The organism is Mesorhizobium sp. 43Arga (genome assembly GCF_053714255.1).
The window spans coordinates 1236085-1253440 of sequence record NZ_JBSKBO010000002.1 but is presented as its reverse complement, the minus strand read 5'-3'; the positions used below and the strand labels follow the sequence as shown (position 1 = coordinate 1253440).

At 64.0% G+C, this 17356-nt stretch carries 18 protein-coding genes; 11 read left to right on the top strand and 7 right to left on the bottom strand.

Translation table 11 applies throughout. From position 1 onward, the window contains the following. Positions 1 to 145 precede the first annotated feature (145 nt). Complete coding sequence (locus ACWGS8_RS12665) at positions 146 to 2197, bottom strand: elongation factor G (RefSeq protein ID WP_454581237.1); 2052 nt, start codon at positions 2195 to 2197, stop codon at positions 146 to 148. Positions 2198 to 2399: 202 nt separating this feature from the next. Further along, the gene (locus tag ACWGS8_RS12660; protein ID WP_454581236.1) at positions 2400 to 3929 is read right to left on the bottom strand and encodes a putative bifunctional diguanylate cyclase/phosphodiesterase; all 1530 of its coding nucleotides are present in this window, start codon (positions 3927 to 3929) and stop codon (positions 2400 to 2402) included. A gap of 248 nt (positions 3930 to 4177) precedes the next feature. Here ACWGS8_RS12660 and ACWGS8_RS12655 point away from each other — a divergent pair, with 248 nt between their 5' ends. After that, the gene (locus ACWGS8_RS12655; protein WP_454581235.1) at positions 4178 to 4573 is read left to right on the top strand and encodes a (R)-mandelonitrile lyase; all 396 of its coding nucleotides are present in this window, start codon (positions 4178 to 4180) and stop codon (positions 4571 to 4573) included. Positions 4574 to 4619: 46 nt separating this feature from the next. On the opposite strand, the gene ACWGS8_RS12650 is transcribed toward ACWGS8_RS12655, so the two are convergent. After that, on the bottom strand, positions 4620 to 5258 hold the full coding sequence (locus ACWGS8_RS12650) for a TetR/AcrR family transcriptional regulator (RefSeq protein ID WP_454581234.1): 639 nt from the start codon (positions 5256 to 5258) through the stop codon (positions 4620 to 4622). 84 nt (positions 5259 to 5342) lie between these two features. On the opposite strand from ACWGS8_RS12650, the gene ACWGS8_RS12645 reads away from it, so the two are divergent. After that, on the top strand, positions 5343 to 6860 hold the full coding sequence (locus tag ACWGS8_RS12645; RefSeq protein ID WP_454581233.1) for an MFS transporter: 1518 nt from the start codon (positions 5343 to 5345) through the stop codon (positions 6858 to 6860). A 69-nt stretch (positions 6861 to 6929) separates the two neighbouring features. Here the strand turns inward: ACWGS8_RS12645 and ACWGS8_RS12640 are convergent, their stop codons facing one another. Further along, positions 6930 to 8132 (bottom strand): pyridoxal phosphate-dependent aminotransferase, encoded by a 1203-nt coding sequence (locus ACWGS8_RS12640; protein ID WP_454581281.1) that lies wholly within the window; start codon positions 8130 to 8132, stop codon positions 6930 to 6932. A 220-nt stretch (positions 8133 to 8352) separates the two neighbouring features. Here ACWGS8_RS12640 and ACWGS8_RS12635 point away from each other — a divergent pair, with 220 nt between their 5' ends. From ACWGS8_RS12635 to ACWGS8_RS12625, 3 genes are all read left to right on the top strand, one after another. After that, positions 8353 to 9246 (top strand): EAL domain-containing protein, encoded by an 894-nt coding sequence (locus ACWGS8_RS12635; RefSeq protein ID WP_454581232.1) that lies wholly within the window; start codon positions 8353 to 8355, stop codon positions 9244 to 9246. After that, the gene (locus tag ACWGS8_RS12630) at positions 9243 to 10091 is read left to right on the top strand and encodes an EAL domain-containing protein (RefSeq protein WP_454581231.1); all 849 of its coding nucleotides are present in this window, start codon (positions 9243 to 9245) and stop codon (positions 10089 to 10091) included. The genes ACWGS8_RS12635 and ACWGS8_RS12630 overlap by 4 nt, the downstream gene beginning before the upstream one ends. A gap of 162 nt (positions 10092 to 10253) precedes the next feature. Next, complete coding sequence (locus ACWGS8_RS12625) at positions 10254 to 10862, top strand: glutathione S-transferase family protein (protein ID WP_454581230.1); 609 nt, start codon at positions 10254 to 10256, stop codon at positions 10860 to 10862. Positions 10863 to 11108: 246 nt separating this feature from the next. Here the strand turns inward: ACWGS8_RS12625 and ACWGS8_RS12620 are convergent, their stop codons facing one another. After that, positions 11109 to 11321 carry a cold-shock protein gene (locus ACWGS8_RS12620; protein WP_010910991.1) on the bottom strand — a complete coding sequence of 71 codons (213 nt, stop codon included), beginning with the start codon at positions 11319 to 11321 and terminating at the stop codon, positions 11109 to 11111. A 273-nt stretch (positions 11322 to 11594) separates the two neighbouring features. On the opposite strand from ACWGS8_RS12620, the gene ACWGS8_RS12615 reads away from it, so the two are divergent. Further along, the gene (locus tag ACWGS8_RS12615) at positions 11595 to 11924 is read left to right on the top strand and encodes a hypothetical protein (protein WP_454581229.1); all 330 of its coding nucleotides are present in this window, start codon (positions 11595 to 11597) and stop codon (positions 11922 to 11924) included. Between the two features lie 21 nt (positions 11925 to 11945). Here the strand turns inward: ACWGS8_RS12615 and ACWGS8_RS12610 are convergent, their stop codons facing one another. After that, entirely contained in the window at positions 11946 to 12515 is a 570-nt protein-coding gene (locus ACWGS8_RS12610) for a methylated-DNA--[protein]-cysteine S-methyltransferase (protein ID WP_454581228.1), read from the bottom strand. 181 nt (positions 12516 to 12696) lie between these two features. Here ACWGS8_RS12610 and ACWGS8_RS12605 point away from each other — a divergent pair, with 181 nt between their 5' ends. Together ACWGS8_RS12605 and ACWGS8_RS12600 are read left to right on the top strand one after the other, a co-directional pair. Beyond that, entirely contained in the window at positions 12697 to 13638 is a 942-nt protein-coding gene (locus ACWGS8_RS12605) for a transglycosylase SLT domain-containing protein (RefSeq protein WP_454581227.1), read from the top strand. A 5-nt stretch (positions 13639 to 13643) separates the two neighbouring features. Next, positions 13644 to 14132, top strand: coding sequence for a GNAT family N-acetyltransferase (locus tag ACWGS8_RS12600; protein ID WP_454581226.1), 489 nt, complete (start codon positions 13644 to 13646; stop codon positions 14130 to 14132). Between the two features lie 16 nt (positions 14133 to 14148). Here ACWGS8_RS12600 and ACWGS8_RS12595 read toward each other — a convergent pair whose 3' ends face one another. Next, positions 14149 to 14487, bottom strand: coding sequence for a hypothetical protein (locus ACWGS8_RS12595; protein WP_454581225.1), 339 nt, complete (start codon positions 14485 to 14487; stop codon positions 14149 to 14151). Positions 14488 to 14664: 177 nt separating this feature from the next. On the opposite strand from ACWGS8_RS12595, the gene ACWGS8_RS12590 reads away from it, so the two are divergent. The 3 genes from ACWGS8_RS12590 to ACWGS8_RS12580 all read left to right on the top strand — a co-directional run bounded on the left by ACWGS8_RS12590 (position 14665) and on the right by ACWGS8_RS12580 (position 17306). Then, positions 14665 to 15408, top strand: coding sequence for a DUF899 family protein (locus ACWGS8_RS12590; protein WP_454581224.1), 744 nt, complete (start codon positions 14665 to 14667; stop codon positions 15406 to 15408). A gap of 264 nt (positions 15409 to 15672) precedes the next feature. Beyond that, a complete protein-coding gene (locus ACWGS8_RS12585; RefSeq protein ID WP_454581223.1) occupies positions 15673 to 16641 on the top strand; it encodes a YihY/virulence factor BrkB family protein in 969 nt (322 codons plus the stop codon). 119 nt (positions 16642 to 16760) lie between these two features. Continuing rightward, positions 16761 to 17306 (top strand): DUF4142 domain-containing protein, encoded by a 546-nt coding sequence (locus ACWGS8_RS12580; protein ID WP_454581222.1) that lies wholly within the window; start codon positions 16761 to 16763, stop codon positions 17304 to 17306. Positions 17307 to 17356 lie beyond the last annotated feature (50 nt).

The window sequence follows — 17356 nt, the reverse complement described above, 5'->3', positions numbered from 1 at the left end:
TCCTTCAGGCCGCCGACATCGACAAAGTCCCCATTAGCCACCGCATCAAGAAATGCGCTTGGAATGACGACTATCTCATCCAGGCAATCGCTCATATGCGATAGCCCTGCCGTAAACGGGGAGAGAGTCGCTGGCCGCAACGAAATCAGGCAGCCTTGCCGTTTGTATTCATCGCTTCGTCGGCGAGACGGCCGGTGAGTTCAGCCATATGGTCGAAGACGGCGCGATAGCTGGCGACGCCCGCGGTCGCCGAGCGCAGTTCGATGATCAGGTCACCGATCTCGGCCTGCGGCATGGTCGCCTCGACGACATCCCATCCCGGCCATCCCGGCCGCGCGTCATAGCCGAGGATCTGGCCGCGCCGCTGCGGGATCAGCGCGATGATCTTGGACGTCGCGTCGGACGGCGTGACGATCTCGACCTTCATCACTGGCTCCAGCAGTACCGGCGAGCAGGCGGCCATGCCTTCCTTCATCGCCAGCTTCGCCGCCATCTGGAAGGCCATGTCGGAGGAATCCACCGCATGGTAGGAGCCGTCCGACAGGTTGACGGCGACGTCGACGACGGGGAAGCCGAGCGGGCCGGTCTTCAGGTAATCGCGTATGCCTGTCTCGACCGACTGGATGTAGGTCTTCGGCACGACGCCCCCGGTGATGGTGTCGGTGAACTGGAAGCCGGAGCCGCGCGGCATCGGCTTGATCTCGATCACCACATCGCCGAACTGGCCATGGCCGCCCGACTGCTTCTTGTGGCGGCCACGCTGCTGCGCCGATTTACGGATCGTCTCGCGATAGGGCACCGCCGGCGGGTGGCCTTCCACGGGGATCTGGTTCTTGCCCTCCAGCCGCTCGCGCACGACCCGCAGATGCATTTCGCCATGGCCCGACAGCACCGTCTCGGCCGAGTCCTGGTTGTGGCGCAGGCTGAGCGAGGGATCTTCCTCGGCCAGCCGATGAATGGCGGCCGACATCTTGACCTCGTCCTTGCGTTCCTTCGGCCGCAGCGCGAAGGCGAAGACCGGCTGCGGCGGCTCGAACGTGAACAGCTGTTTGGTGCCGCCCTTGGCCGAGGTCAGCGTCTGGCCGGTCTTGACCTCGTCCAGCTTGCCCAACGCCACGGTGTCGCCGGCCTTGGCGGCGGTGAGCTTGAACTGGTCCTTGCCGAGCATCTTGTAGATGCCGGAAACCTTGGCGGTGTCGCCGCCGGGCAGCCATAGCTCGGAGCCGTCGGCGACCTGGCCGGACAGGATGCGTGATACCGACAGCTTGCCGCCATGCGGCGTGTGGATGGTCTTCATCACCTGGACCACGGTGGCGCCGCCGTCCGGCGCGCCAAGCCGCTTGCGGGTCGCCTCGATGTCGGGCGCGTCGTGGCGGATCGCCTTCAAGAGGCGCAGCACGCCGTTGCCCTTTTCGGCGGTGCCGATCAGCACCGGCGTCACGACGCCTTCGCGCAGATCGGCGGCGAGGTCGTCGAAGATCGCGTCCTTCGGTGGCTCGATCTCCTCGAGCAACTGTTCCATCAGCTGGTCGTCATGGTCGGCCAGGGTTTCCAGCATGGAGAAGCGCGCTTCCAGTTCGCGCGCCTTGTCGTCGCCCGGTATCTGAGCCACCTCGCTTTCGGCATATTCGCGGTAGATGTAGGCGCGCTCCAGCGCCAGATCGATCGAGCCGATGACGACGCCGTCCTTGCGCAGCGGAATCTGGCGCAGCAAGAGCGGCACCGAGCTTGCCGGCTGCAGCATTTTCAGCGTGTCGCGCACGCCTGCAATCGCCTTGTCGACTTTGTTGAGGAACAGGATGCGCGGCACACCGAGATCATCGAGCTTGCGCATGATGAGCTGCAGGGCAGGGATCTTCTTTTCGTCCGCCTCGGCTACAACCACCGCGAGGTCGCAGGCGGCCAGCACCGGCTCGGCCTCGAAGGAGAATTCGATCGAGCCGGGACAATCGACGAAGGTGATCTGCTCGCCCATGAATTCGGTGGTGGCGATCGTGGCCTCGACGCTCATGGCGTGGGCGCGCGCCTCTGGCGAATGATCCGAGACGGTGCTGCCGGAGGAAACGGGATTCTGGCGGGGGATGGCGCCCGTACGGGCCAATATGTCTTCGAGAAGTGTCGTCTTACCGCTTGCAAAGGGACCGACTATGGCAATGCATTTCGGTCCCGTGCGTCGTCCTCCGGCGCGAGTACCCATGGCTGACCTCCACTCAGGCGTTTCCCTAGGGACCGACTGCTTGCATGGTTCAGGCGTGGTCAATCGGTCCTGAGCGGCGGCCGGCCTGTTCGACCGTCGCGGGCGGGGTTCTTTTCCTGTTGCCACCTGCCCCGAAGCATCGTCCCACTTGTTTGCCGGCAGGGCAAGGAAAATAGAAATCCGCTGCCGTGCTGTGGTGGTCTCAGGCGCGCAGCGCCAAGGGATCGGCATCGAGGGCGCGCAAGGGCGCCACCTTGTCGCGCGGCGCCGGCCTGCCGAAGAAGTAGCCCTGGAAACGGTTGCAGCCGGCGGCCTTGGCGAGTGCGAACTCTTCCTGCGTCTCCACGCCTTCCGCCACGATGGTGACGTCCTGGATGCGCGCGATCTGCGCCAGCGCCGAAACGAAGATCTGCGCCACCTGGTCATGGGCAAGGCTGCGTATGTAGGAGCGGTCGATCTTGATGCTGTCGATGGGCAGGGTTTTCAGATAGTTGAAGCCGCAATGGCCGGTGCCGAAATCGTCGAGCGCAATGTGGAAGCCAAGGCCGCGCAACGCTTCGAGGCGCCGCAGGATTTCGGGCGTTGCGGCGGTCGCCACGGTCTCTGTGATCTCGATGATGAACTGCGTCGCCGAGCGGCCGGTTTCCTTCAGCACGCGGTCGCACATGGTGACGATCTCGTCACGCTTCAGCTGCTCGCCGGAAACGTTGATGGAGATGCGGCGCCCGGGGAAATGGCCGACATCGGCGCAGGCCCGCCTGAACACCCATTCACCGAGCATGTCGATCAGGGTCGAGCGTTCGGCGATGGGGATGAACTCAGCCGGCGAGATCAGCCCGCGAACCGGATGACGCCAGCGGATCAGGCCTTCGAGAGCATAAGCGGACCCGTCCGGATTGACGATGGGCTGGTAGTGCAGTTCGAGTTCGCCCAGATAGATCGCCGCGCGCAACTCCCGTTCGACCAGGCGCCGGTAGCGCTTGTCGGACAGCATCTCCTCATCGAACACGGTGACGCGGCCACGGCCGGCCGCCTTGCTTTCATAGAGCGCCAGGTCGGCAACCAGCATCAGTTCCGCCGTGTTGGAGGCATGGGCCGGCGCCAGCGCCACGCCAACCGAGATGGAGAGCGGGATGGTCTTGCCCTCGTGTGATTTGCCGGCCCGCATCGTATCGAGCAATTGCCTGATGTCCTTGTTGATGGCGGCGAGGTCGCCATGCGGAATGATGACGCCGAATTCGTCGCCGCCCAGCCGGCCGACCCTGCCGCCGGCAAAGACGCGTTCCGACGTCTTGACCAGATGCACCAGAGCGAGGTCGCCGAACTGGTGCCCGAACGTGTCATTGAGCTGCTTGAAGTGATCGACGTCGATCAACAGCAAGGTCGCCTCGCGCCGATCGCGCATGGTGCCCAGGCTGTCGCGCAGCGCTTCGAGAAAGTAGCGCCTGGTCATCGCCCCGGTCATGGCGTCCCTGGTCAGGAAATGTTGTTTTTCGGCCTCTGCGGCGGCAGCCGATTGCAAGCTATGGACGACGCTGCTGCGCATGTACATCAGTGCCAGCAAGGCAATGCCGGTGGCCAGGATCGAGACGGCGAAGGCGCCGCCCGAGGGCAGGTCGCGCGAGATGTCGAAAGCGCCGAACGTGGCCGCGCCGATGCTCAGCAAAAGCAGGGCCTGGATGCCGCGATAGATCCGGCCGCTATGGTCCTTGATCGTCGCCAGTATGCTCATCCGACGGCCCCCGCAATGCAGGCTCACGGCTAGCGGGGAGCCGTTAAGAAGACATTGAATTGGCCGTTAACTTCGCACCGTGCCGTCATGCGCGAAAGGTTCATGGTTAAGGAGTGAAAACCGCTTCTTCCTCCAGGCAGCCGAAACAGCCGGTTGCGCCTCGGGCGATATCGGCGGACAATGCTTTTGCCGCGACGAGCAGCGGCGTTCGCCGCCGGTCGCTTCACCACCAGTTTCAGGATCAGACGATGAAGATCATTGCTTGCGGCAGCGTGCCGACCATCATAGCGCCGGAAAAATACTTCACCGGCCGGGTTCTGCAGACGCCGATCATCGAGGCGGAGGCGCCGGCGCGGCTGAGAGCGACACTGGTCAGCTTCGAACCGGGCGCGCGCACCCACTGGCACACGCATCCGCTCGGCCAGACGCTTTATGTCACCTCGGGCGCTGGGCTTGCCCAGACATGGGGCGGCCCGATCCGGGAGATCAGGGCAGGCGACGTGATCTGGTTCGCGCCCGGCGAAAAGCACTGGCATGGTGCCGGGCCGAAGACGGCGATGACCCATATCGCCATGCAGGAAGCACTCGATGGCGTCCATGCCGACTGGCTGGAAGCGGTTTCCGGCGAGCAATATGGCAGCTAAGTCCTGACCAGCCTCGGACAGCAGGCCTATTTGGGTCGCACCATCTTCAGGAACACCGCGGAAAGGTTTGCGGCGAGCTCGCTGCCGTCGCGCACGCCGCGTTCGATGGCGTGATCGACCGCGCCGTGTAGCCCGTTGAACAGGACGATCGCGGCGAGGTCCGGATCGTCGACCGACCAGGTGCCGGCTTTCGTGCCGGCCGCCAGCAGGCGGAGAGATCGCCCAGCAACGGATTGTCGCCTTTCATCTGCCGCTGGTCGGGGCGATGGTCGTGGAAGACGACATCGTGCAACCGATGGTCGTCGAGATAGGCGTCGATGCCGGCGCTGACGAAGCTCTTCAGGCGCCCGGTCCAGTCATCGGGTGGGCAGGCCTCGATGGCGCTCAGGACGCGGGCGCGAAATCCCGCCACGAACCGCCCGCGCAGGGCGGCAACGACATCCTCCTTGGAGGTGAAGTAGAGATAGAAGGTGCCTTTGGCGACTTCGGCCCGCGTGGCGATCGCGTCGATCGTCGTGGTGCCAACGCCCTTGGCAACGAACAGCGACGTGGCGGCCCGCAAGATATCGTCACGGCGCACCTCGGCCGGCTTGGTGCGGGGTTTCAGTGCCTTCCTGGCAATGGCAGGCATAGGGTTCGGCTCACCGTTCCGGTCTTTCCGCAGCACTGGCTTATTGATTTTCATTAACCTGCTTCTAACGGTCGAGACAAGCTTTTTATAACGATTCCAAAGTGATAGATGGCTGCACGTTTCACGTTGGGATAGACCATGCCGAAGAACCGCCTGCCGCTCGTCGCCGCCGTCTATCTCGGCACGTTTGTCGCCTTGCTCGACGTCAGCATCGTCAATGTCGCGCTGCCGACCATCCAGCAGGCGCTGCACACCGATTTCGGCGGCATGCAATGGGTGGTCGATGCCTACACGCTGTGCCTGTCGGCCTTCATGCTGTCGTCGGGGCTGATCGGCGACCGCTATGGCCGCAAGCGCTCATGGCTGGCCGGCGTCGGCATCTTCGTTGCCGGTTCGCTGATCTGTGCCGTCGCGCCCAATTTGCCGGCGCTGCTGGCCGGCCGTGTGGTGCAAGGCATTGCCGGCTCGCTGCTCATTCCAGGCGCGCTGTCGATCCTGACGCAGGCCTTTCCCGACCCGCGACAACGGGCCGGCGTGATCGGCGGCTGGGCCTCGTTCGCCGCCGTTTCGCTGGTCGTCGGCCCGGTACTGGGCGGCATCCTTGTCCAGACCGTCGGCTGGCAGAGCATCTTCCTGATCAATCTGCCGCTCGGCCTTTTCACCATCGCGCTGGGCGCTGCGTCGATCGAGGAGACAGCCCATCCCGAACATGCCCATCTTGACCTTGTCGGCCTAGCGCTCTCGATCCTGTGGCTCGGCGCGCTGACCTTCGGCCTGATCTCGGCCGGCGAGAGCGGCTGGGGCGATCCCAGGACCATCACGGCCATCATTGCCGGTGTCGTTGGCCTGGCGGTTTTCCTTGGCTTCGAGGCGCGCACGCCACGGCCCATGCTGCCGCTCGGCCTGTTCCGCGACGTGCGCTTTGCCGTCGCCAACGTCGCCTCGTTCTCGCTCGGCTTCACCTCCTATAGCTGCGTCTTCTTCTTCTCGATGTTCCTGCAGCAGGTGCAGGGCTGGTCTCCCACGCAGACCGGCCTGCGCATGGCGCCGGCCTTTCTTGTCCAGATCGTCGTGTCGCCCTGGATCGGCCGGCTGAGCGCCCGCTATGGGCATTCGCTTTTGATGACGGCGGGCTATGTGCTGATCGGGCTTTCGATGCTCGGCATGTGCTGGGCCGGGCCGTCGACGCCATACGCGGTGCTGTGCGCGCTGTTCATCATCAACGGTCTCGGCAATTCGCTGGCAATCCCGACCGGCAGCGCCGCCGCCATGTCCTACGCGCCACGCGAGCGCTCCGGCATGGTGTCGGCTGTCATCAACGCCACCCGCCAGGGCGGGCTGGCCATCGGCATCGCGCTGCTTGGCGCCTTGATGAGCATGCGGGCGACGAGCCTCTTGACCGGATATCTCGGCGATGCCGGTGTCGCCAATGCCGAAGCGGTGGCTCGTGCCGCCATATCACGGCATGATTTCGCAACCGACGCGGCGATGGGCGAGAGTGGCGTGCACCAGCTCTTCGCGACAGCCTATGCCGGCGGCTTCCATGCCGCGATGCTGACGGCGGCGTTTGCCGCGTTCCTCACCGCCGCTCTGCTGGTCGTGGTCCTGGCGCCGGCCGAGGCGCGTTCGGCCAGGGAAGCGAAGCGGCAGGCGTAAGGTGCTTCGCCTCCAACAAAAACCCGGCAATGATGGCGGCGGGTTTCTGTTGTCGTCAGATCGATCTGATCAGGTCAGCGATGCCGTGAAGCGCTGGATGCGGGTGCAGGCTTCCTCCAGCAGTGCATCCGAGGTGGCGTAGGAGATGCGGAAGTTGGGACCGAGGCCGAAGGCCGAGCCGAACACCACCGCCACACCTTCGGCTTCGAGCAGCTCCGAACAGAAGGCCTCGTCGGTATCGATCACCTTGCCGGCCTTGGTCTTCTTGCCGATCAGCTGGGCGCAGGACGGATAGACATAGAAGGCGCCTTCCGGCGACGGGCAGGTGATACCGCGCGCCTGGTTGAGCATCGAGACCACGAGGTCGCGCCGCCCCTGGAAGATCGCCTTGTTCCTGGCAATGAAGTCCTGCGGGCCGTTGAGCGCCTCGACGGAAGCCCATTGTGCGATGGTGCAGGCGCCCGAGGTCTGCTGGCCCTGGATCATGTCCATCGCCTTGATCAGCTGGACCGGACCGGCGGCATAGCCGATGCGCCAGCCGGTCATGGCATAGGCTTTCGACACGCCGTTCATGGTCAGGGTGCGCTCATAGAGCTTCGGCTCGACCTCGGCGATGGTCTTGAAGACGAAGTCGCCATAGGTCAGGTGCTCGTACATGTCGTCGGTCAGCGTCCAGACATGCGGATGCTTCAACAGCACGTCGGCCAGCGCGCGCAGTTCGGCTTGCGTGTAGGCCGCGCCCGACGGGTTGGACGGCGAGTTCATCAGCAGCCATTTGGTCTTCGGCGTGATCGCCTTTTCCAGCACTTCGGCCGTCAGTTTGAAACCATTCTCGATCGATGTGTCGGCGAACACCGACGTGCCGCCGCAGATCGCCACCATTTCGGGGTAGCTGACCCAGTAGGGGCGGGGGATGATGACCTCGTCGCCGGGGTTCAGCGTCGCCATGAAGGCATTGAACAGGATCTGCTTGCCGCCGGTGCCGACAATGGTCTGCTCGGGCTTGTAATCGAGATTGTTCTCGCGCTTGAATTTTTTTGCGATCGCCTCGCGCAGCGGCACGATGCCCGAAACCGGCGGATACTTGGTCTCGCCACGGCGGATGGCTTCGATCGCCGCATTCTTGATGTTGTCGGGCGTGTCGAAATCCGGTTCGCCGGCGCCGAGGCCGATAATGTCACGGCCGGCATTTTTCAGCTCGCGGGCTTTCTGCGTCACCGCGATGGTGGCGGAAGGCTTTACGCGGGAAAGGGTGTCGGCAAGAAAGGCCATGACCAGATATCTCTCCTTGAGAAGATCGGCGCGGCCAGGAGCGGCCGCGGCGCTTCTCATGTCGCATGATTTCGCTCAGTGCAAGCATTGTCGGCTGATCCAGGCCTCAAGGAGCCGTGATTGCGACCTGTGAGCGGCAACAAAAAATTCATTAACGAGCGGTAAGGGCTTGAGTGGCAGGATCGCAAACCATTCCGCCATTTCGCGGAGCGAGGGACCCTTGTCACGCAGCATCGGGCTTGCCCATATCATCCGTCATGATGACGGCACCTCGTCAGGTGTCTGGGGCATCTACACGCTGCAAAGCGCCTTCCAGCCGATCTTCGCCTTCAAGGAGGGCAAACTGTCGGTTGCCGCCTTCGAAGGGCTGATCCGGCCGTTTCGCGATGGCGAGCCGCAATCGCCGATGGTCTTCTTCTCGACCTGTCCGGCCGCCGACCGCTTGCATGTCGAGGCGCTGACCAGGACATTGCATCTGCTCAATGCCGGCGCCTGCCTGCCGCAGGAGGCGTCGATCTTCGTCAATTTCGACCCGTCGGTGTTCACCGAGCGGCCGATCGCCGATAATGCCTTGCGCGAAATGCGGCTGGTGCTGCACGAGGCCGGCATCGATCCGGGCCGTGTCGTGTGCGAGGTGACCGAGCAGAGATCGGCATCGCAGGAGACCTTGCACAGCTTCGTCGCCGCGCTCAAGGGCAACGGGTTTCGCATCGCCGTCGATGACTATGGCGCCGACGATTCCGACATCAACCGCATCAAGGAGTTGCGGCCCGACATCGTCAAGTTCGACGCCACCTGGATCACGCAGCTGATGGAATCCGGCGCCGGCTTCGCGCTGTTGACGACGATGGTGAAGAACTTCGAGGAACAAGGCATCCGCACGGTGTTCGAGGGCATCGAGGAAGGCTGGCAGCTGGAGCTCGCCGAAAAGTCCGGCGCTTCGATGGTCCAGGGTTTCGTGCTGGCGCGGCCGGAGCTGGCGCCGACGAGTTTCCGTGTTTTCGGGAAAGCTCCAGACCCGGTTGCCGCAGCAAGCGATGCGCCCACCGCCGCCGCGGTCGCTCCGCGTACAGCACGGCCGGCAAAAGCCTTCGGGCGCAGGGTCGCGCCATGAGGCTCGAGCGGCGGCGCACCGTCGGCGATGCGATCTTCGCCGACGAGATCGGCATCGAATACGGTGTCTTCGGCGAGTTCCGCCTGCGCAGCGCCTACCAGCCGATCTTCGCGCCGCTCGGGCGTTCATTGTACGCGGTGGCAGTCGAGGGCCTGATCGAGCCGCATCGCGCCGGTCGGGCAGGGTCGGCGCGGGCGTTCTTCGAGGGCGTTGCCGCTGCGGACCGGCTGTTTGTCGAGACCATGTGCCGGGTGCTGCATCTCAGGAATTTCCACAATATCGGCGTCGACGGGCTCGATCTGTTCTTCAACTACAATCCGATGGTCAATGACCATTCGGGGCGGGCGCTGGCCGAAATCCGGCTGATGAGCCGGCATCTCGGCGAGCTTGGCCTCGCCCCGGGCATGCTGGTCTGCGAAATCACCGAACAGGCGGCGGACGAAGCGCTTCTGGCGCGGCTGGTGCGTGAGATCCGACGCGACGGCATCCGCATCGCCATCGACGATTTCGGCACCGGCCATTCGACCGAGGAGCGGGTGAGCCTGCTTCAGCCCGACATCGTCAAGATCGATGGCGGCTGGTTCGCGGAGTTCTGCCGCCACGCCGCCGCCGAACGCTTCTTCCGCCCGCTGGTCTCCAACCTGCACGACCGCGGCGCCAGGGTGCTGGTCGAAGGCATCGAGCAGCCCGTCCATTTGCGCGTCGCGCTCGACGGCGGCGTCGACCTGCTGCAGGGCTATCTTCTCGCCCGGCCGGCGCTGGCCGGCACCATCTTCGACGAAGAGCCGCTGTCGGTCGATGCGCTGCTGGGCAGGGAGAACAATGTCGTGCCGCTGTTCGGCTAGGGCATGCCGATATTCAGGTGATGCCGGCCTGACCTGAATCTCGACATGCCCTTGAGCGCTTTCACATATCAGCGCCGCTGATGGTCGCGCCAAAACAAATCATTGGTTGAGGGCACAGCGGCTGCGATAATCGCCAATGCGAGGCAGATCCGGGGACCGTCCATGATACTCTACAGCATGATCGACAGCGGCAATTGCTACAAGCCGCGCCTGCTGATGGCCAAGCTTGGCCTGGCCTTCACCACGATCGAGGTGAGTTCGCATACCGGCGACACGCGGAAGGCCGATTTCGTCGCCAAGAACCCGAATGCCATGGTGCCGCTGCTCGAACTCGACGACGGCCGCCGGCTGGCCGAGTCCAACGCCATCCTGCTCTATCTCGCCGAAGGCACGCGCTTCCTGCCGGCGGACAAATATGAACGCGGGGTCGCCTATCAATGGCTGTTCTTCGAGCAATACAGCCACGAGCCCTATATCGCCGTGCGCAAGGCCCTGCTGACCTTTCCCGAACGCGCCGGGGATGCCACGCCCGAGCGGCTGGCGGCAACGCTGGAGCGCGGCAACAAGGCGCTCGGTGTGATGAACAGATATCTGGAGAACAACGCCTTCTTCGCCGGCGCCGCCTTCAGCATCGCCGACATCGCGCTCTATGCCTACACGCATACGGCCGAGCAGGGCGGCTTCCAACTCGACGCCTATCCGGCTGTCATGGCCTGGCTTGGCCGCGTGGAGGCGGATCCGGGGCACGTGCCGATCGAGTGGGTGGGATAATAGAGCCTCCTTCTCCCTGTAAACGGGGAGAAGGAGGCTCTGGTCCAGACAAACAAAAAGGCGGGATAAATCCCGCCTTCCCATGCTTGGTAGCCTGATCGGGAGCGTCCGGTCCGGGCTGGCAGCTATCTGCTGTTCCAGCGTGTCGGGTCTTTCCGCTCCGGGCGCGCTTCTCGCGCGACCGTCAGTACATCCGTGACTTGCCGCGCGCCCCGGGCTCTCGCCCGGCGCGCGCCATTCGCAAAATCAGGCTGCCTTGCTCAGAGATCCAGCGGACGACTTGCCAGTGCGGCGGTCCTGCTCGATCTCGAAGTTGATCTTCTGGCCTTCGACCAGGGTCGACAGTCCAGCGCGCTCGACAGCGGAGATGTGAACGAAAACGTCCGCGCCGCCCGCGTCAGGCTGGATGAAGCCGAAGCCCTTGGTGGCGTTGAACCACTTGACCGTTCCAGTTGCCATAAAAATAGTCCTTGCATTTGCTTTGGTTTGACCGGACCGAAGTCCAGCCGGTGTGCATCGAGATTTTGGAGATAGACGTCAGCAAACGCGAAGATCGCGAGGCCCGGATCGATCGGCCGAAATATCAATGGGCCTGATATAGGCTGCTTTCGTTCCAAAAACAAGACTGCGTGAGAAAGCCGTGATCGAGGACTGCCCAACGGCCGCCCCAATCTGGTGAAACCGTCGCGGCAGATCGCGCCGTCCGTGGGCGGCGGGTCAGGGGAGGAGACCATGAAAGCCATAGTGCTTGCCGCTTGTCTGACGCTGATGGCGGTCGAGGCGCAGGCGATCTCACGCTATGACCCGACGCAGATGAGCTGCGCCAAGGTGCAGTCGACGATCGCCAGGCAAGGCGCGGTCATCCTGCGCTACCAGTCGACGCGGGTGCCGGGACTGCCGCTCTACGACCGCTATGTGCAGAGCCAGCAATTCTGCACCATGGGCGAGGTGCGGACACGCGCCTATGTGCCGAGTGCCGACACCAGGTCCTGCCCGGTCTACAACTGCAAGCGGCCGGACAATGACCGGCATTTCCGCCGGCGGTTTTTCCACAACAATTAGGGCGGCGTCCGCGCCGGCGGTTCAGAAGCCGAAGGACACCTGCGCCGGCGGCGGCGGGCCGACGCGTACGCCTTCCATCGCCAGCATCTTTTCCTTGGTGACCGACCCGCCGGGCGCTGAGAAGCCGCCGATCTTGCCGCCGGCCGCCAGGATGCGGTGGCAGGGGATGACCAGCGGCACCGGATTGGCGCCAAGGGCGGCACCGGTTTCGCGCGGCAGGCCGGCATGGCCGGCGCGCTTGGCGAGTTCGCCATAGGTGGTGGTTTCGCCATAGCTGAGTTTGCGTGCCGCGTCGTAGATGGCCAGGCGGAAATCGTCGACGCCGTCGAGATCGACCGGAACATTGGAGAAATCGACGTCCTCGCCGGCGGCGTAAGCCTTGATCGAGGCAATCAGCTCGACCACCCATGGCGGCTGCGCCGTGGAGGCGGAAACGCCGGCATGGCGCATCAGCCGCCGCTCGACTGATTCACGGCTGCGTTCGGGCAGGCAGAGCCGGATCAGGCCCTTTTCGCTCCAGGCGATGCCCATGAAACCGATCACTGTTTCTAACACTGCGTGGCCGGCTGTGATCGACGGTGACGTTTCCATGATGCGCTCCTTTCCGCAAAGCGGCGAAATCCGGGATTCCTGCCGGTACATATCAGGAACAATATGGCATCACCGCCCGCGTCTCGCCACCCGAAAACCACCAGATGGCCCCGATTGCTACCCTGGAATCGCTGGTGTAAGGGATTTCTTAACACCCCGACGAACCGGACCCGAGCGCGGCTTGCCAGCAAAACAAACCCTTATCGCGATCGGCGTGATCGTGGCGGCGGCCGGCATCAGCGGCTGCACCTCGACCTCGCAGATGAAGGCCGCGCCGCCCCTGACCGAAACCGCGACCGTTGCCGGCAGCGATGCCGGCTTCACCATACCGCTGCCGGAGACGGTTTCGGTGCTGCCGCAATCCTCGGGCATTGCCCCCGTCCAGACCGCCGAATTGACGCCTGGCGCAGCGACTGCGCCGGCGCTTGATCCAGCCGCCCAGCCGGCTGCGGCGACCGCCGCCTTTGCCGGCTCGACGCCGGCCTCACCCGCGGTGCCCGCCGTGATGACCGCCAATGCCTGGCAGGCGCCGCCGCCGGCCAAGGCGGGCCAGCCCGTCAAGGCGGCCCAGGCTGCTCAGACCTACACCACCGCCGGGCTTATTGTGCCGGCGGTCGCCGGGGGTGGCCAGAAACTGCCAGGGGTGCAGCAGGTCGCCTATGTCATGCCGCAGAACCCGGCTTCCCTGGTGCAGTTCCCGTCCGCGCCGGTTGGTCCGGTGCAGGAAGAACATACGGGCGTGCGCGGCGACGTCGACCGGCTGATCGTCAAATACGCCGCGCTCTACCAGGTGCCGGTCGATCTGGTGCGCCATGTCGTCAACCGCGAGAGCACCTTCAATCCCAAGGCCTACAACAATGGCCATTGGGGGCTGATGCAGATCAAGCACGCGACGGCGCGCGGTATGGGCTATGACGGGCCGGCCAAGGGCCTGTTCGACGCCGAGACCAATCTGAAATACGCGGTCAAATATCTGCGTGGCGCCTGGCTGGTGGCGGGCGGCAATGCCAAGAAGGCCGACTGGCTCTACCAGACCGGCTATTATTTCGACGCCAAGCGCAAGGGCTTGCTCGAGGCCACCGGCCTCGGTGTCGACCGCAAGCGTCCGCAGCCCGACGCCTGAGCGCGATGCCTGAACCGCGCCCGCCGGCCCCGAACGATATCCGGCTGCGCAAGCTTCTCGACGAGACGCTCGTTGCACCGCACTGGCCTGATGGTTTTACCATGCGCTGCTTCGAGCCCGGTGATGCACCGCCCCTTCATGCGCTGCTGAGCGAGGTCTTCGACGACGGCGCCGACGGCCCGTTCGACGAATGGTGGCCGCGCATTTCGGACGATCCCGAATTCGACCCGGCGCTGTGTTTCCTCGTCATCGACGCCAAGGGCCGGCTGGCGGCAGCGGCGCTGTGCTGGACGAGAGCTTTCGTCAAGGATCTCGCCGTTCACCCCGAGGCACGCGGCAAGGGCATCGGCGAGGCGCTGATGTGGCAGGCCTTCGCGGCCTTTCGCGACCGCGGCGCGGCCCATGTCGACCTCAAGACCAATACGGTCGAAAACGCCGCCGCCATCAGGCTCTACGAACGGCTCGGCATGTTCGAGGTCGATTGGTATAGTTGAAGGGTGACCGCGCGCGTCAGATATCCGGCGCGTTGCCGATTTTCAGCTTGATCTCGAGCGCCCAGGCGCGGCCTTCGTCGCCGCCCCACAGCAGCCAGGCGATGGTGCCGGCCGACGGGTTGTCCTCATTGCCGTAATTCTTGCCGCGCTTGTCGACCTCGTGGCGGGCGAAGTAGCTGACCATGCGGCGGATGGTGGATGGCACAAGCTTCTCGCGGTTCTTCAGTTCGGTCGCCCGCGCCACGCCTATTTCGGTGCCGCCGCGGCCGAATTGCTCGCGCAGCCGCAAGCCCCTGGCGGCATTGTCGGCCACCACTTGCGGGCAGCGCAGGTCGATCTCGTCGGCTTCGTGCATTTTGTCCCCCGTGGTTCGCTTTACCTTGCCGTGGGAATGCCGGGAAGCCGGGGAGGTTCCCATGCAATCAATCGCTGTGTGCCATCCGAAGAAATGTCGGAACCAATGCTTGCCAAACGTCCTTGGGTCGCAGAGCAACAGCGCCGGGACGCCGGCGCCGACTTAAGGGAGCCGATCATGATCACCTTTCCCAACGAATCCGCCAGATACCGCACCGCCCGCGAAAAACTCCTGAAGAAGGAAATCGAGCTGCGCCGCGCCATGGAAGCGGTGGCCGAGGCGCGGCGCGCGCTGCCGCCGGGCGGGCTGATCCGCCAGGATTATGTCTTCGATGCGCTCGATGCCGAAGGCAGGCCGGCGAAGACAAAACTGTCGGAACTGTTCGCGCCTGATAAGAATTCGCTGATCCTCTACCAGATGATGTTCCCGCGCCATCCCCAGGAAACGCGCGATGTGGCGGTGAGCGGCGGTACCGCCAAGCTCGCCCGGCCCGACCAGCCATGCCCGTCCTGCACGGCGCTGCTCGACCAGTGGGACGGCGCCGTCGGCCATCTCGAAGCGGCCGGCTTCAATTTCGCCGTGGTGGCCAAGACCACGCTGGAAAACCTCACCACGCTCGGCCGCGATCGCGGCTGGAAGAACATGCGGCTGGTGTCGTCGGCCAACAACAGCTTCAAGCGCGACTACAATGCCGAGGACGCCGACGGCGCGCAGATCCCGCTTTTGTCGGTGTTCCACCGCGATGGTGACGGCATCCGCCATTTCTGGTCGTCCGAGCTCGGCTTTGCGCCGCCGGAACCTGGCCAGGACCCGCGCGCCATCGGCACCTGCGAGATCCTGTGGAACCTGATGGATTTCACGCCGGAAGGCCGGCCGGATTGGCACGAGCAGCTGCAATATGGCGAGGCCTGCTGTCACTGACGTCGCGGCGTTTCAGCTTCAGTCGCCGCGCTTCGGTCGGAATGGCTTTTCTGCATGTGGTCGCCACCCCGCCCGATCGACGAGCCAGTCGCCGCTCCAGTTGGCCTTTGGCACGACTTCAGCGTCCTTGATCCGCGCTTCAGGTCGCCGGTGAACTCTCGCTCAAATTGGCCGGAACATCGCAAGACCCGCTGCATTGATAGGAGACGTTTGCGTCCCTTTCACGGATCCGAAGTGCGAGCCACAATTAGAAACGCATGGGACTTGCTGCGAGAAAGCGTGGTTGGCTTTGTCAACGACAATGCCCTTAGCCATGGCGCGGCGATGGCCTTTTATGCCGCCACCTCGTTGGCCCCGGTTCTGATAATTGTCGTCGCGATAGCAGGCATTGCGTTTGGGCATGACGCAGCGCAGTTGGCTTTGTCTGCCCAGATCTCCGGGTTGATGGGTTCAGAAAGTGCGGCGCTCCTTAAAACCGCGCTCGAAGGGGCATCCAGCAAATCATCGGGGACCGTGGCGGCCCTCATCGGCATGGCCACTTTGCTCGTCACCGCCTCCGCGGTGTTTGGCGAGATGCAGCAGGCCCTGAATGCAATATGGAAGGTTGAAGCGAAAGGGAGTTCGCTGTCGCGGCTCTTGCGGGCGCGCGCGGCAAGTCTTGGCCTGGTCGCCGCCCTCGGCTTTATGTTGCTGGTCTCCTTGGTGGCGAGCGCGGCGATCTCGGCTTTGGGCAACGGCATCAGCGCTCAATTGCCGTTCGGCGAATTTGTCCTGAGTGCGATCAACACCCTGATATCCTTTTCCCTGATCACCGTGATGTTTGCCGCGATCTACAAAGTCCTGCCGGACCGTGCCTTGGAATGGCGGGATGTCGGGATCGGTGCTGTCGTGACCGCCGCTCTGTTCACATTGGGGAAGTCGCTTATCGGTTGGTATATCGGCACAAGTGCGATCGCATCGTCATATGGCGCGGCCGGAGGGCTGCTCGTCATACTGCTCTGGGTCTATTATTCATCAGAAATATTTCTGCTCGGTGCGGAGTTGACCCGCGCCTATTCCGTTCGACATGGCAGCAGGTCCGACCTGGACGGGCTGGTTCAAAATGCTCCCGCTCCACAAAACGTTGTTTCAATTCGCCGAAGGCCCAACTCTTCGGGCGCCGTTGCGTTGTTGGCGGTGGCGTGCGTGAGCGCAACGATGACGGCCTTCCTGCTGGGGCCTCGTCGCCCGTAGAGGAGAGGTCACGCTGCGGCCGTAGGCTGCTTCCCCTTCTTCCCGCGCGAGGACACGGATGGCAACCTCGGCGCATCTGCCGCGTTGGGTCCGTGAGGACACCTTCACGGAGCGCTTCGATGAAACCGCATCTCGCCATTGCCATGCTGGCTCTTCTGGCCGGAACGTCTTCAGCCTTTTCCCAGCAGGCGGCCAGCACCTTGCCGGCGGTGTCGGAGAACAAGGTCGACACCGACACCTTCACCAAAACACTGGTCAGCGCCAACCGCTTCGAGATCGAAAGCGGCAAGCTGGCGCAGAACAAGGGCGTCGCGGCCGATGTGGCCGATTTCGCCGCGCTGATGGTGAAGGACCACACCAAGGCCGGCGAGGATTTCAAGGCGGCGCTGGAAAGGAGCCAGACCACGGCATCCATCAAGCCCGAGGGCCCGCCGCTGCTGCCGAACGACCAGGCAATGCTCGACCAGCTCGAGGCGCTGGATGGCGACGCCTTCCAGGCCAAATACATCACCTTGCAGACCGAAGCGCATAAGCAGGCGGTGGCGATGTTTTCGACCTACGCCCGGTCCGGTGACGACCCCGCGCTGAAGGAGTTCGCCAAGAGGACGCTGGAGGTGCTGAAGATGCACGAGATGCATCTCAAGGATGTGGCGGCGGTGCATTAGGGGTGATGTGGGATCAGCGCCCTACGGCGCCCCCCTCTGTCCTGCTGGAC